The 12,655-nt window shown below is 68.0% G+C and carries 13 protein-coding genes and 1 tRNA gene; 3 read left to right on the forward strand and 11 right to left on the reverse strand.

Going from position 1 to position 12,655, the window contains the following annotated elements:
- Nucleotides 1-25: 25 nt before the first annotated feature.
- On the reverse strand, nt 26-1,891 hold the full coding sequence (locus HPO96_RS24410; RefSeq protein WP_171676354.1) for a siderophore-interacting protein: 1,866 nt from the start codon (nt 1,889-1,891) through the stop codon (nt 26-28).
- Between the two features lie 159 nt (nt 1,892-2,050).
- On the opposite strand from HPO96_RS24410, the gene HPO96_RS24415 reads away from it, so the two are divergent.
- Nucleotides 2,051-2,124, forward strand: a tRNA-Met gene (locus tag HPO96_RS24415).
- Between the two features lie 98 nt (nt 2,125-2,222).
- Nucleotides 2,223-3,149: a phosphotransferase gene (locus HPO96_RS24420; protein ID WP_171676356.1), complete on the forward strand. Its 927-nt coding sequence runs from the start codon at nt 2,223-2,225 to the stop codon at nt 3,147-3,149.
- Here the strand turns inward: HPO96_RS24420 and HPO96_RS24425 are convergent.
- From HPO96_RS24425 to HPO96_RS24455, 7 genes are all read right to left on the reverse strand, one after another.
- On the reverse strand, nt 3,109-4,827 hold the full coding sequence (locus tag HPO96_RS24425; RefSeq protein ID WP_202886350.1) for a protease pro-enzyme activation domain-containing protein: 1,719 nt from the start codon (nt 4,825-4,827) through the stop codon (nt 3,109-3,111). The two genes, HPO96_RS24420 and HPO96_RS24425, sit on opposite strands and share 41 nt — an antisense overlap.
- Before the next feature lie 42 nt (nt 4,828-4,869).
- On the reverse strand, nt 4,870-5,580 hold the full coding sequence (locus tag HPO96_RS24430) for an endonuclease/exonuclease/phosphatase family protein (protein ID WP_171676358.1): 711 nt from the start codon (nt 5,578-5,580) through the stop codon (nt 4,870-4,872).
- A gap of 6 nt (nt 5,581-5,586) precedes the next feature.
- On the reverse strand, nt 5,587-5,910 hold the full coding sequence (locus tag HPO96_RS24435) for a putative quinol monooxygenase (RefSeq protein ID WP_171676361.1): 324 nt from the start codon (nt 5,908-5,910) through the stop codon (nt 5,587-5,589).
- A 9-nt stretch (nt 5,911-5,919) separates the two neighbouring features.
- Nucleotides 5,920-6,900 carry a proline racemase family protein gene (locus HPO96_RS24440; RefSeq protein ID WP_171676364.1) on the reverse strand — a complete coding sequence of 327 codons (981 nt, stop codon included), beginning with the start codon at nt 6,898-6,900 and terminating at the stop codon, nt 5,920-5,922.
- A 9-nt stretch (nt 6,901-6,909) separates the two neighbouring features.
- Nucleotides 6,910-7,086, reverse strand: a complete 177-nt coding sequence (locus HPO96_RS24445; protein ID WP_171676367.1) for a hypothetical protein — start codon at nt 7,084-7,086, stop codon at nt 6,910-6,912.
- Nucleotides 7,087-7,347: 261 nt separating this feature from the next.
- The gene (locus tag HPO96_RS24450; protein ID WP_171676370.1) at nt 7,348-8,121 is read right to left on the reverse strand and encodes an ABC transporter permease; all 774 of its coding nucleotides are present in this window, start codon (nt 8,119-8,121) and stop codon (nt 7,348-7,350) included.
- Nucleotides 8,122-8,131: 10 nt separating this feature from the next.
- The gene (locus HPO96_RS24455; protein ID WP_171676373.1) at nt 8,132-9,037 is read right to left on the reverse strand and encodes an ATP-binding cassette domain-containing protein; all 906 of its coding nucleotides are present in this window, start codon (nt 9,035-9,037) and stop codon (nt 8,132-8,134) included.
- An 82-nt stretch (nt 9,038-9,119) separates the two neighbouring features.
- Between HPO96_RS24455 and HPO96_RS24460 the strand changes: the two genes are divergently transcribed.
- The gene (locus HPO96_RS24460) at nt 9,120-9,863 is read left to right on the forward strand and encodes a TetR/AcrR family transcriptional regulator (protein WP_171676376.1); all 744 of its coding nucleotides are present in this window, start codon (nt 9,120-9,122) and stop codon (nt 9,861-9,863) included.
- Here the strand turns inward: HPO96_RS24460 and HPO96_RS24465 are convergent.
- Genes HPO96_RS24465 through HPO96_RS24475 form a run of 3 tightly spaced genes read right to left on the reverse strand, consistent with a single transcriptional unit; the run spans nt 9,851 to nt 12,650 of the window.
- A complete protein-coding gene (locus HPO96_RS24465) occupies nt 9,851-10,483 on the reverse strand; it encodes a nucleoside/nucleotide kinase family protein (protein ID WP_171676379.1) in 633 nt (210 codons plus the stop codon). The two genes, HPO96_RS24460 and HPO96_RS24465, sit on opposite strands and share 13 nt — an antisense overlap.
- A gap of 34 nt (nt 10,484-10,517) precedes the next feature.
- Complete coding sequence (gene ligD, locus HPO96_RS24470; protein ID WP_171676381.1) at nt 10,518-11,483, reverse strand: non-homologous end-joining DNA ligase; 966 nt, start codon at nt 11,481-11,483, stop codon at nt 10,518-10,520.
- Nucleotides 11,484-11,522: 39 nt separating this feature from the next.
- Nucleotides 11,523-12,650, reverse strand: a complete 1,128-nt coding sequence (locus HPO96_RS24475) for a branched-chain amino acid aminotransferase (protein ID WP_171676384.1) — start codon at nt 12,648-12,650, stop codon at nt 11,523-11,525.
- Between the last annotated feature and the right edge of the window lie 5 nt (nt 12,651-12,655).

A 12,655-nucleotide genomic window follows, 5' to 3' on the forward strand; every position in this document is an offset into this window, starting at 1 on the left:
CTTTCTGTTTCAGGGGATCGGGAGCTCAGCGGATGCCGGCGGGTACGAGTTCGTGGACTGTGGTGCCCCACCCGACGGTGTGGGTGGTGGTGCGGACCAGACCGGCGCGGGTGATCACCGCGCCGAGTTCGGCCGCGGTGCGCAGGCCGGAGCCGTGCACGGTCAGGCCGATCAGGTCGGCTTCGCCGTCGTGCTCGTCCAGGTCGTCGGTGTTGAGGACCTCCTCGATCAACAGCACCCGGCCGTCCGGGAGCAGGTTCTCGGCTGCCCGGCGCAGTGCGTGGGCGGCGTCCGGGTCGGGCAGAGCCTTGAGCGCGCGGCTGATGAACACCACATCGGCGGCCGGGCCGGCCTCGAAGACGGATTGCTCGACGACGCCGACTCGCGCACGCTGCTGGTCGTCGGGGATGCTGTCGGGCAGATCCCGGCGCAGCCAGTCGGCCTGGGCGGGCAGCGCGCAGATCGTCACGCGCAGATCGTTGTGGACGGCAACGAACTCACGGGCCTGGGCGGCCGCTCCACCAGAGTGGATCACCACGTGCCGCACGCCGGCGAGCAGCTCGGACTCGGCGATCGACATGGCCAGCGCGGACTGGAACTTCGCCAGGCGCTCCAGATAGCGGTCCTCGTAGCCCTGCTCGGCTCGCACGTCCGCAAAGGTCCGGCCGGTCACAGCCGCGTAGGAGGCGCGGCCTGTACGGATCGACTCGGTCAGGCCCTGGATGCCGAGCATCTCCCGGCCGGCCACTCCAGCCGGGTGCAGAGTGTCGGCCACGAACTCGTTGGTCAGGACCTCGCCGACCGCCGTCAGCCCGTAGTGGCCCGGCTCGGGCGTAGTCACGATGCCGACGGCGTCCAGATAGCGCAGCAGCTTGCCCAAGGCCCGCTCGTCGCTTCCGCTCTTGGCTGCCAGCTCCGCGACGCTGGTGACGCCACGGGAGATCAGCTCCGGCACATCCAGTTCGACGGCGGTGCGGATCGCGATCGGCCGAATCAGCTCGGTCAGCTCATGGAGCTGCTCGAACGGCGTCTTGGACTTCTCCGGGTCGGGTATCGCTCCATCGCTGTCCAGGACGACGACCTCGCCGCGACGCCAGTACCCGGTGAACTCGATGTCCGCCTTCGGCACTGCCCGGTCTTCGACCAGATGGCGGCGTAGGTTCCGTACTGTCGTCTGCTCGCCGGCAACCCAGGCGAACGCGCGACCCGACCACCAGTCGGCCTTGCCGACCGCATCGCGCAGCAGGGTGCTCGTACCTGCCTCGGCGCCGTCGCGGACCAGCCAGGTCACCTCGACATTCGGCAGCGCCCGCAGCTCCAGCCGGTGCGCCTCCTCGGCGACCTCGACGAACACCTGTGCCCGCGTGTCCTCTGCCAGTTCATCGAGCAGCCGGGCGATCGCGGGGATCGCTGTGTCGTCACCGGCGACCAGCAACCAGTCCGCGTCGTTCGGGAGCGCACGAGACGCACTCGGGCCGTAGAAGGAGATGCGGTCGCCGACCTGCGCGCGGTACGCCCACGTGGTGCCGACGCCGACGCCGTGCCGGACGAAGTCCACATCCAGCTCGCCTGCGTCGGCGTCCCACCGACGCACGGTGTAGATCTTCGACAGCGGGCGCGGGCTCCTCGGCAGATCCAAGCCCTTCTCCTGCTGCACCGGCAGCACCGGCTCGGTCTGGCCCGGGTAACAGAACAGCAGCCGGATGTCGTCGTCGAAGCCGGCAGACTCGAAGGCCGGCTGCGCGAACCCGTTCGCCGAAGTGAACTCCCGCAGCTGCGCGCCGCTCAGCGTGACCCTGCGCATACCCGGCGTCAGGTCCAGTACCCGAACGACCTCGACTTCCCGCAGGGTCAGGGGATGCACCGTGAGCCGGCGCGAGGTCTTCGGCATGCTGAGAGCGGGCCTTTCCGATCTTCCAGGATCCAACCGGGTGCAATATTAGGTAACCCTTACCTTAAAAGCCAGTGGTGAACACCACTCGCCCGCCCCCTGCGGCCGGATTTGGTTGCGCACCGGCCATCCCCTAGACTTACCGGCGTAAGACAGCGGCGCGGGGTGGAGCAGCTCGGTAGCTCGCTGGGCTCATAACCCAGAGGTCGCAGGTTCAAATCCTGCCCCCGCTACTGAAGAAGGCCCGGACCATAACGGTCCGGGCCTTCGTCGTTGGCGGGGCGCGGTAAAGCGGTCGCGGTGGGTGGGTTTCGGGTGGTGGAGTGGTGCGGTGACCAGCCGTGCGGTGCGACCGCGGACACTGCAGTGGGTTCGGGAGTTCTTGAGCGACGGTGAGTGGGTCGCCGGCGTCGAGGTTCTGCATGGTGGGCTGACCGCGGAGATGCGCCGGCTGGTCATCGGCTCGCCGGAGGGTGGTCGTTCGCTCGTACTGCGCACTGTGGTCGGCGTGGAGCACGCCGAGGAGTGGCTGACTGCTGAGGCCGGCACGATGCGGTTGCTGACGTCGACCGGCGTACCGGCGCCTGAGCTGGTCGCTTTCGATGCCACCGGCAAGTACTGCGAGTACCCGTCGCTGTTGATGACGCATCTGCCCGGTCGGACGGTTCTGGGCGATGAGGGGTTGGCTGAGCGGGTTCCGTTGCTGGCGCGCCAGTTGGTGGAGATCAACGCGCTGCGTCCCGCGGAGCCGATCCGGGACTTTGTGACGGAGTCGACTGCTGACAGTGCTGTGGTGCCGCCCGGCGCTGATCCTTCGGTTTGGGCTGCGGCGATCGAGGTCCTCCGCAAGCCGCCGGCGTACGAGGGCCGGTTCCTGCACCGGGACTTCCAGCCAGGCAACGTGCTGTTCGACGACGGTCGGTTGACCGGGGTGGTGGACTGGGCGGGTACTTGTTGGGGGCCGACGGACCTCGATGTTGCGCACTGCTCCACCAACCTCGCGCTACTACACGGCCCGGAGTGGGGGCTGCGGTTTGCTGACGCGTATCAGGAGGCGGGTGGCGTGCTGGCCGCCACCGCAGCAGAGCAGCTCTACTGGCGGCTGCGGGACGCCTGCGCGTTGTCGGAGGAGTTGGAGGCGATCCCGCAGCCGTGGCGCGAGGCAGGCCGGTCTGACCTGACGACGGCAGTAGTGCAGCGCCGGATGCACGCTTACGTCACTTTGCTACTGGAGACGTTCGGCGGAGGGCGAGCGTGAACGCGAGCCCGTTCGGAGTGCCGAGGCCGGTGCTGGTGTCGTAGCCCTTGGCGGTGCGTTGAGTGGTTTGGGTGGGGTCGTAGGAGTCGAAGACGTCGAAGCCTGCGGAGTAGGTGTCGTCGGGCGGAATGTAGGCGGCTCGGTTCTGCGGGGGAGTCGACGCCGGGAGCGGCAGTACGTCGTGGAACGCGCGGCTGCCGTGCAGTCGGTAGAGGATTGGGTTGATGAAGCCGTAGCTGGTTTGTTTGCCTTGCTGGGCGCCGGCGATGAGGCCTGCGACCAGTGGGGCCGAAAGGCTGGTCCCCGCGGTGGACTGCGTCCGGTACTGCAGTTTGCCGTTGTCGTCGGCTTCCAGGTGGCCTACGAGCATTCCGGTGTCCGGGTCGCCGACCGCGGCGATGTCGGGGACTGCACGGTTGACGAGCGTTTTGTCGCCGACTCGGATGTGTGACATCGACGGCGGTACGACGCCCTTCTGGTACGCCGGTTGGGCGTCGACCTCGCTGGTGCCGCCACCGCCGCTGCTGATACCTGTGTAGTTCCACTTGCCGTCTTCGAGTGATGCACTGGCGCTGGACCAGCCGGTCTCGAAGATGCGTTGGCCGCGTTTGCCGAGGCCCAGTGTCGTGCCGCCGACTGCCACCACGAAGGGGTCTTGCGCAGTCGCTGTGACACCAGGGGTGTCGCCGGACGAGAAGTACAGGCCAACGCCCTCTGCCGCAGCCCGGACGGTCAGTGCACGGATGATCTTCGGGGCGACGGTGCCGATCGGGATCTGCCAGGAGTTGGAGATGATCGAGGCGCTCGGCCGGTGGCCATCGCCGACCAGCACGGTGTGGACGGCGTTCAGCAGCGCCTGGTCCTCGTCACAGCCGGCGCCGACCACCATCAGCTGGTTCGCATGCGGAGCCATCGCGTAGACGGCCTCGGAGTCCATTTCCGCTTCGTCGTCGTACCGGCTCGCGCTGCGCAGGCTCGCTCGGGCGCAGGGCCGGCCGGCGGTGATCTCGCGGTACTGGCTCGGCTTCGGTGCGGGGAGCTGGTTCTGCTTGGCGTACTCGCGCAGCGCCTGGAACATGTTCGTCGGCGCGAGGGCCTCGGTCAGCGCAACGGTCTGGCCCTTGCCGGTGAATGCCCAGGATGCGCCGTACGCCGCGCGCAACTGCCGGGCGGAGTACCCGCAGATCGGTAGTGAGCCCTTGGTGAGCCCTCGGAACGCCGGCTTGATGGTCTGAACGTGTTCTGCCCAATGGTTGGAGCACGTCGGTCGTTTGGCTGTTTCGACCGCTGCTGATCCAGAGCTCCCCAGCCCGGTCACGCCGAGGATGTCATCGCGACTGCGCAGCGACCGCACTGTCGACTCCGGGCCGGTGGCGGCGATGTAGTCGCGGCCCTTGCCGATCTGGACGTCGGACAGCCCACGTCCGGTCAGCCACTTGGACACCGCCGCGGCTTGGGCAGCTGTCGGACCGAAGCGAGCTGTGTAGGCATCTGGGCTCAGGTAGCGGTGGAACTGCGGATTGCCCGGTGTGGCGACCGCAGTCGCGTACGCCGCCGCCCCGGCCAGGTCCGGCGTCAGCCAGACCTGGACCGACACCTCCTCCACCGCCTCGCTCGGTGTCGCACCGGCGACCATCAGGAACGCACAGCTCGACAGTGCGACCGCAGTCCTGAACACAAGCCCTCCACGCACACTCGGTGACAAAAGGTGGCGGTTCGCTCACCCTACGCTGTCAACGTGGATGCGAACCTCTAACCCGAGATGGTCCGACGGAAGGCTTTGGTTGAGTCGCGCGACGTCCACGGTCATTGAGCTCGTCACGAATGCGTAGTCGATGCAGTGCGGCGTCCGGCCCGGTGGGAGGTACGCCGCATGGAACGTCGGCGGACAGTCGGCTCCGAAGGCGTCGACGAGCCCGACTGCGCGTACTAGCTGGCCGTACAGCGAGCTGTCTCGGGCGAGGTTGAAATCACCGGACAGGACCAGGGGTGGCTCGAGAGCCGGCAGTACTCGACTGAGCGCGGCCAGCTGTGCCTGGTGCTTGGAGTAGTAGCGGTTGCTCTCGGACCAGTCGCCGTCCCGGTTCGCGAGCAGGTGCGTGTTGGCCACCGTGACTCCGGGCAGAGCGGTCGCCAGCACGCCCTTCAGAGCTGACAGGCGGTGGTAGCGAGTCCGGACGACCGGCAGCCGGGACAGCGTGAGGAGGCCGCCGGCCGGCCCGGCCAGCGACCGGCGGAAGCTGGTGAAGCGGTACGACGGCATCGCCCGGATCAGCTGCCAGAGGTGGTAGTGGGTCCACACCTCTTGGAGATTGACGACGTCGACCTCAGCGGCCTCGAAGGCCGCGCCGAGAGCGGCGTACCGGCTGCTCAGCTGTGAGCTGAGCAGCGGCGTCCCGCGAGTGTTGAGCGATGCGACGGTCAGCCGCACGGGCGACTACTTGACCGCGAGCTCGCCGAGTTCGGACCAGTCGTCCTGCGGGACCTTGAAGTTGACGATGCGGGGTGTCTCGGCCAGGTGCGGCGGGAGATGCGACTGGGCGGTCTTGAAGTGCTCGGAGGTGACATGGGCGACGGCGGCGTCGTCGTCGGCGAAGGCCTCGACGAGGACGTACTCGTTCGGGTCTTCGAGGGAGCGGGACCAGTCGTACCAGAGGCAGCCGGGCTCGGCGCGGGTCGCCGCGGTGAAGTCGGCGGTGATGGCGGGCCAGGTCTCGGCGTACTCGGGCTTCACGCGGAACTTCGCGGTGATGAAGATCATGAGCCGACGTTAGCGCAGGGTGAAGCCGGTGCCGAGGGGGTCGCGGGGGTCGAGGGAGAACGTAGCGGCGCCGGTGCGGTAGGCCATCGCGGAGATCTCGGTGACGACCCCTTCCGGCGTTTCCAGCACGACTCGACCGCCGAAGGTGCTGCCGACGATGGAGTCGTGGCGCAGGGTCTGGTCAGCGGCCAGCAGGCCGTCTGCATGGAGCAATGCGAGCCGCGCGGAGGTGCCGGAGCCGCAGGGGGAGCGGTCCGCCTGACCGTCGGCGAAGATCGCGATGTTGCGCTGGTGCGGCCCGTCGGCGGCCGAACCGAGATCGTCGTACAGGATGGTGCCGTAGAGGCCGTTCAGGCGCGGATCGGTCGGGTGGACGGCGACGTCGTTCAGCGCCCACTTGATCTCGCGGCCGATGGCAACCAAGGCCGAGTAGTGCTCCGGAGTGACGGACAGGCCGACCGAGGCAGCCGGGAGCGATGCGTAGAAGGCGCCGCCGTAACTGATGTCTGCGACCGCACCGGCCACTGGTAGCGAGCGCGCCAGCACGTACGACGGAACGTTCCGGAAGGCGACGTCGGACACGCTGCCGCCGGAGCATCTCACCAGGGCACTCACTCGCCCGGACGGTACGTCGACGACTACCTCTGTCACGCCGTCCGGCGCAGCGGGCACCAGCCCGCTTTCCACGGCCCACACGCCCAGTGCGATTGTTCCGTGCCCGCATGCGGTCGAGTACCCGTCCTTGTGCCAGAACAGCGCACCGAAGTGCGCACCGGCATCGTCCGGCGGTACGACGAAGCACCCGTACATGTCCGCATGTCCGCGCGGCTCGTTCACGAGCAACCGGCGTACGGCGTCGATCGCTGCGCTGGACTGCGCGGCGACCCGTCGGGCGGCCACTGTGGCGCCCGGAATCTCCGGACCGCCCTCGGTGACGATCCGAAACGGCTCACCGGCGGTGTGGTAGTCGACAACACTGACTGGCTGCACGCTCCGACCCTATGCGGCCTGACGAGCCGCCAGCAGCGCACAGCGAAGCTTCGCCTTGTCCGGATAGCCGGCGGCCAGCCCGATCACGTAGACATCGTGACTGCGCATGTTGACCATCGCCGCCACGTACCAGACCGGGTTTCCCTCGGCGAGCATCGTGACGATCATCGTGGTGGTGGCGTTCATCCTGACCCTCTCCTTCGGTCGCTCTTACCCCTACGTCGGATCAGAACCGCCAAAATCGACATTGCGTCAGGACATCAGTGGAGGTTGGGTAAAACGAAGCGCCCCGGTCGATGACCGGGGCGCTTGTCCGTGTGAGTCCCGGGGGGAGTGGGACCTCCACACGTTGGGGGGGACTTAGACAGTAGCGCGCGCAGGGGGTCATGTCCGAACCAGACGGCGCTCAGACCGCAATCTGTCCGCTGAGCGGTGCGTTTCGTGCGATCAACGGCGAGTCCGCTGCCGATACAGCGAACTCGCCAATGCCACCGAGAACACCAGCAGACCGACGCACCAGGCAAGGGCAAAGGTTGCGCTGTTTCCAACCGGCACACCGGTCAGAAACCCGCGCACTGCTTCTACAACGTAAGTGATCGGTTGGTGCGCACTTATCGGTTGTAGCCACGACGGCATCGTGCCGGGCTGGACGAACGCACTGCTCAGATACGGCAGGAACAACATGAAGAAGCTGAGCGTGCTGGCCGATTCGACCGACCGCGCGACGACTCCGAGTCCGGCGGCGAGCCACGACAGCGCAACGACGTACAGCAGCAGGAGACCGATGGCGGCCAGCCAGTCGCCGGCAGTGGCGTTCGGGCGGAAGCCCATCGCGAACGAAGCCAGAATGACCAGCGTCGTCGACAGTGCGTTCCGCGCGACACTGGCCGCGACGTGGCCGGTCAGGACAGCGAAGCTGCGAATCGGCAGCGACCTGAGTCGGTCGATCATTCCGCTGTTCATGTCGTCGGCCACCGCCATCGCGGTCGTTGCAGCGCCGTACCCGGTAGTGAGCAGCAAGATGCCCGGTACGACGTAGTTGATGTACGCCGTGCCGGTGTTGATCGCACCGCCGAAGACGTACACGAACAGTGCCATCATCAGCACCGGGAGCAGAATCGAGACGAACACCGTGTCCACGTTCCGCCGGGCCAGGCGGACGCTGCGGTCGATCATCGTCGCTGTGTCCGACAGCGCGGCGGCAACACTGTGGTGTGACATGAGCAGCCTCCTAAGCCGTCAGTGCGAGGAAGACGTCGTCCAGAGTCGGACGGTGTGCGGATACCCGCTCGGGAACGGTGCCGTTGTCGCGCAGTAGGTCCAACAGGTGATGCAGGTGCACCGCCGTACCGTCTGATGGCACGCTGAGCCGCAGTGGGCCGACGACCGCGACGGCGCCCAGTACGTCGGTCGCTTTGCGCACCTCCGGCTCAGAGGCGAACTGCAGCTCGACGCGCTCGCCACCGACCTGCGCCTTCAGTGCGTCGGCAGTTCCGTCGGCGACGATGCGACCGTGGTCGAGCAGCACGATCCGGTCGGCCAGTCGATCCGCCTCTTCCAGGTACTGCGTGGTGAGCAGAATCGTCGTACCGTCCCGGACCAGCTCCCCGATGGCCTCCCACATCGTCGATCGGCTTGCCGGGTCCAGACCGGTGGTCGGCTCGTCCAGAAAGATCACCTGCGGTCGTGCGACCAGGCTCATCGCCAGATCGAGCCGTCGGCGCATTCCGCCGGAGTACGTCTTCACCCGACGGTGCATCGCATCCGTCAGCCCGAACTGCTCCAGCAGCTCCCCGGTACGCCGATCCGCGCCCCGCCGTCCCAGATGCATCAGCCGGCCGACCATGGCCAGGTTCTCCCGGCCGGTCTGGTTCTCGTCGACCGCGGCGTACTGCCCGGTCAGGCTGATCACCCCGCGCACCTGGGCCGCTTGCCGGACGACGTCATACCCGGCGATGGTCGCCGACCCGGCGTTGGGCCGGATCAGTGTGCTCAGGATGCGCACGGTCGTGGTCTTGCCGGCTCCGTTGGGACCGAGCAGCGCCAGCACCGAGCCCTCCGGCAGAGCCAGGTCGATCCCGCTCAGCACCTCGGTCGCGCCGTACGACTTCCGGAGCGCGGTCGCCTCGACGATCATGATCCTCTCCTTACTGCGTATTGAATACGCTAATTAGCGTAGCAGGTACGCAGTATGGCTGCGCAAGCTCTAAACTGAGGCGATGGACGAGCTGCCGGCCGAAGTGGCCCTGATGTGGCGCCTGCGGGACACTCCGCGGCGTGGGCCGAAGCCGACCCTGACGCTGGACGAGATCGTCCGGGCGGCGATCGAGCTCGCCGATGAGGAGAACGACCTCGCCGCGGTGTCGATGGCCCGGGTCGCCGAGCGGCTCGGCAACTCGACGATGGCGCTCTACCGGCACGTGAAGAGCAAGGACGAGCTGCTCGTGCTGATGTCGGATGCCGCGCTGGAGCAGCCGGAGCCGCTCCCCGCCGACGTCGACTGGCGGACCGGTCTGACGTTCTGGGCCGACGGCGTGCTGGCCGCGATCCGCAAACACCGCTGGTACGCGAAGCTGCCGATCTCCGGCCCGCCGGCCGGGCCGAACAACCTCGCCTGGTTCGACTCCGCCCTCGGCGCGCTGGCCGGCACCGGTCTCCCGGAGGAGGCCAAGGTCGGCATCGTGATGGGCCTGATCACCTACGTCCAGGGCGAGATCCGGATGGCGCTCGACCTGTCGGCCGGCTTCGCCGACAACCCGGATGCCTTCCGGTTGTACGGCGCGACGCTGACGCGCGTCGTCGACCCGCGGCAGCTACCCGCGCTCGCCAAGGTGCTGGACGCCGGCGTCTTCGACGAGGTGAACAATTTCGAGGACGACGCCGAGCAGGACTTCGACTTCGGATTGCAGCTCTACCTGGACGGCGTCGCCGCCTTCATCGAACGGCTCGCTCAGGCCAAATGAACGATCGCGTCGGCCGCCGGCGCGGTCGCGGCGATCAGCCGGGCGTTGCGCTCGTCACTCCCGAACGTCCGCTCGTGCGCCTCTTCGGCCGACCGCCCGAACTGCCGGTGCCGAGCCTCGAGTCGCGTGTGCCGCAGCTCCTCGGGGACGTCGACGTACCAGCACTGGTCGAGTAGCGTCCGGACCGTTGCCCACGGCATCTCGTCGAACAGCAGGTAGTTGCCCTCGGTCACGACCAGGCCGACCTCCGGCGCGACGCCGATACTGGCGGCGATCGAATCTTCGATACCGCGGTCGAAACGCGGCGCCCAGATCGGCTCGCCCGGCGCCTCCTTCAGCCTTCTGAGCAAGGCAACGAACCCGTAGCCGTCAAAGGTGTGCGGGGCGCCTTTCACATCGGCGAGGCCGAGCTCGTCGAGCACCGACTGCGCCAGGTGATATCCGTCCATCGGTACCAGCGCCACCTGGTGCCCGGCCGCGGTCAGCTGAGCGACGAGCTGCTCCGCGAATGTCGACTTCCCGGCCGCCGGCGCGCCGGTGATGCCGAGCATCCGGCGGGCCGGATCGGTCGCGAGGCCGACGGCAACCTCGAAAGCCGCTGCTGAGTCGAGAGTGCGCACCCGGCGATCCTATGCCGCTGGCCTACCAGGCGGCTCAGTCCTCCGGTGGTTCTTCGGCACCGTCTCGTTCATCGCGGGCGGCCCACTCCAGCAGCGGGGTGAGGTCGTGGGACTTGTCGTCGATGGTCTCGTGCAGGTCGCCGAGGTCGGCGTACCGCTGCGGGACGGTGGCGATCGTGAAGGCCTTGGGGTCGACGTCGTCGATCTCGTCCCAGCGGATCGGGGTGGAGACGGTGGCCTCGGGGTTGCCGCGGACGGAGTACGCGCTGGCGATGGTGTGGTCGCGGGCGTTCTGGTTGTAGTCGACGAAGAGTTTCTTCGGGTCGCGGTCCTTGCGCCACCAGGTCGTCGTGACGTCGTCGGGTGCGCGCCGCTCGACCTCACGAGCGAAGGCGAGCGCGGCCCGGCGTACGTCGGCGAACCCGTACGCCGGCTCGACGCGGACATAGATGTGGATCCCGGAGCCGCCCGACGTCTTCGGGTAGCCGGTCATCCCGAGTTCGTCGAGGACTTCGTGGACGACGTGCGCCACCCGGCGGACCCGGTCGAACGGGCAGTCGGGCATCGGGTCGAGGTCGATCCGCCACTCGTCGGGCTGCTCGGTGTCGGCGCGCCGCGAGTTCCACGGGTGGAACTCGACGGTCGACATCTGCACGGCCCAGGCGACCTGGGCGATCTCGGTGACGCACAGCTCGTCGGCGGTCCGGTTGTAGCGCGGGAACTTCACCCGGACGGTCTCCATCCACGACGGCGCGCCGTGCGGCAGCCGCTTCTGGTGGACCTTCTCGCCGGCGACGCCTTCGGGGAAGCGATGCATCATGCACGGCCGCTCGCGCAACGCGCGCACGATGCCCTCGCTCACCGACAGGTAGTACCGCACCAGGTCGAGCTTGGTCTCGCCGCGCGCGGGGAAGTACACCCGGTCCGGGTTCGAGACCCGGACCGTTCGTCCCTCCACGTCCAGCTCAACCGCCGGAGACTTCGCCTTGGAGTCGGCCATAGGTGCAACCTAACCGGCCCCGGCGACAAAAGTCAGGTACTACGCCAGCCTGGTCAGCCAGCCGCGAGTGTCGGGGACGCGGCCGTACTGCAGGTCGAGCAGGGCCGAGCGGATCTGTCGCGTGACCGGACCGACGCCGTGATCGACCGAGTGGTCGCCGATGGTGAGGTCTCCCTCCGGCCAGGCCAGCCGGCCGATCGGGGTGATGACCGCGGCCGTGCCGGAGGCGAACACCTCGGTGATCTCTCCGCTGCGGACGCCGTCCTTCCACTCGTCGGCGGAGATCTGGCGCTCTTCGACCGGATGACCGAGCTCGGCGGCCAGCTCCAGCACGGAGGCGCGGGTGACACCGGCCAGGATCGAGCCGGACAGCTCTGGGGTGACGACGCGACCATCGGCGTACACGAAGAACATGTTCATGCTGCCGATCTCTTCGAGCCACTTGTGCTCGACGGCCTCGACGAACGCCACCTGTTCGCAGCCGTTGGCGACAGCCTCGGCCAGCCCGGCCAGGCTGGCTGCGTAGTTGCCGCCGCACTTGGCTGCGCCTGTCCCGCCCGGGGTGGCGCGGATGGTCGAAGTGGTCAGCCAGATCGACACTGGGCGCGGGCCGGTGTCGAAGTACGGGCCGGCGGGTGAGGCGATCACACCGAAGAGCACCTCATGTGACGGGCGCACGCTGAGAGCTGCTTCGGTGGCGATCATGTAGGGCCGCAGATACAGGCTGGTCTCGCCGTCGGCGGCCGACGGCACCCAGGGCTCATCGGCTGTCACCAGCGCGCGCAGCGCGGCGACGAACGCGCCTTCGGGCAGCTGCGGCAGCGCGAGCCGCTGCGCGCTCGCGGCGAAGCGGGCAGCGTTCCGCTCCGGGCGGAAGGCCCACACCGAACCGTCAGCATGCCGGTAGGCCTTCAAGCCTTCGAAGATCTCCTGCGCGTAGTGCAGTACGGCGGCGGCCGGGCTCACTCGCAGTGGTGCGTAGGCGGTCACCTTCTGGTCGAACCAGCCCTGCTCGACCGACCAGTTGGCCACCACCATGTGATCGGTGAACGCCTGCCCGAAGGCCGGATCGGCCAGGATGGCCGCTCGCGCCTCGGCGCTCGCCGGATCACTCCGTCGTTCTACTGCGAAGCTCCACACGTCACTCGCTGTCGTCTCTGCTGTCACCTTCG

Origin of the sequence: Kribbella sandramycini (assembly GCF_013131805.1) — a bacterium.
Taxonomy (GTDB): Bacteria; Actinomycetota; Actinomycetes; order Propionibacteriales; family Kribbellaceae; genus Kribbella; species Kribbella sandramycini.

Coding starts and splice junctions, on each gene's coding strand:
- HPO96_RS24410 (WP_171676354.1), bottom strand. CDS start 1,891: ATGCCGAAGACCTCGCGCCGGCTCACGGTGCATCCCCTGACCCTGCGG.
- HPO96_RS24450 (WP_171676370.1), bottom strand. CDS start 8,121: ATGTCACACCACAGTGTTGCCGCCGCGCTGTCGGACACAGCGACGATG.
- HPO96_RS24455 (WP_171676373.1), bottom strand. CDS start 9,037: ATGATCGTCGAGGCGACCGCGCTCCGGAAGTCGTACGGCGCGACCGAG.
- HPO96_RS24460 (WP_171676376.1), top strand. CDS start 9,120: ATGGACGAGCTGCCGGCCGAAGTGGCCCTGATGTGGCGCCTGCGGGAC.
- HPO96_RS24445 (WP_171676367.1), bottom strand. CDS start 7,086: ATGAACGCCACCACCACGATGATCGTCACGATGCTCGCCGAGGGAAAC.
- HPO96_RS24435 (WP_171676361.1), bottom strand. CDS start 5,910: ATGATCTTCATCACCGCGAAGTTCCGCGTGAAGCCCGAGTACGCCGAG.
- ligD (WP_171676381.1), bottom strand. CDS start 11,483: ATGGCCGACTCCAAGGCGAAGTCTCCGGCGGTTGAGCTGGACGTGGAG.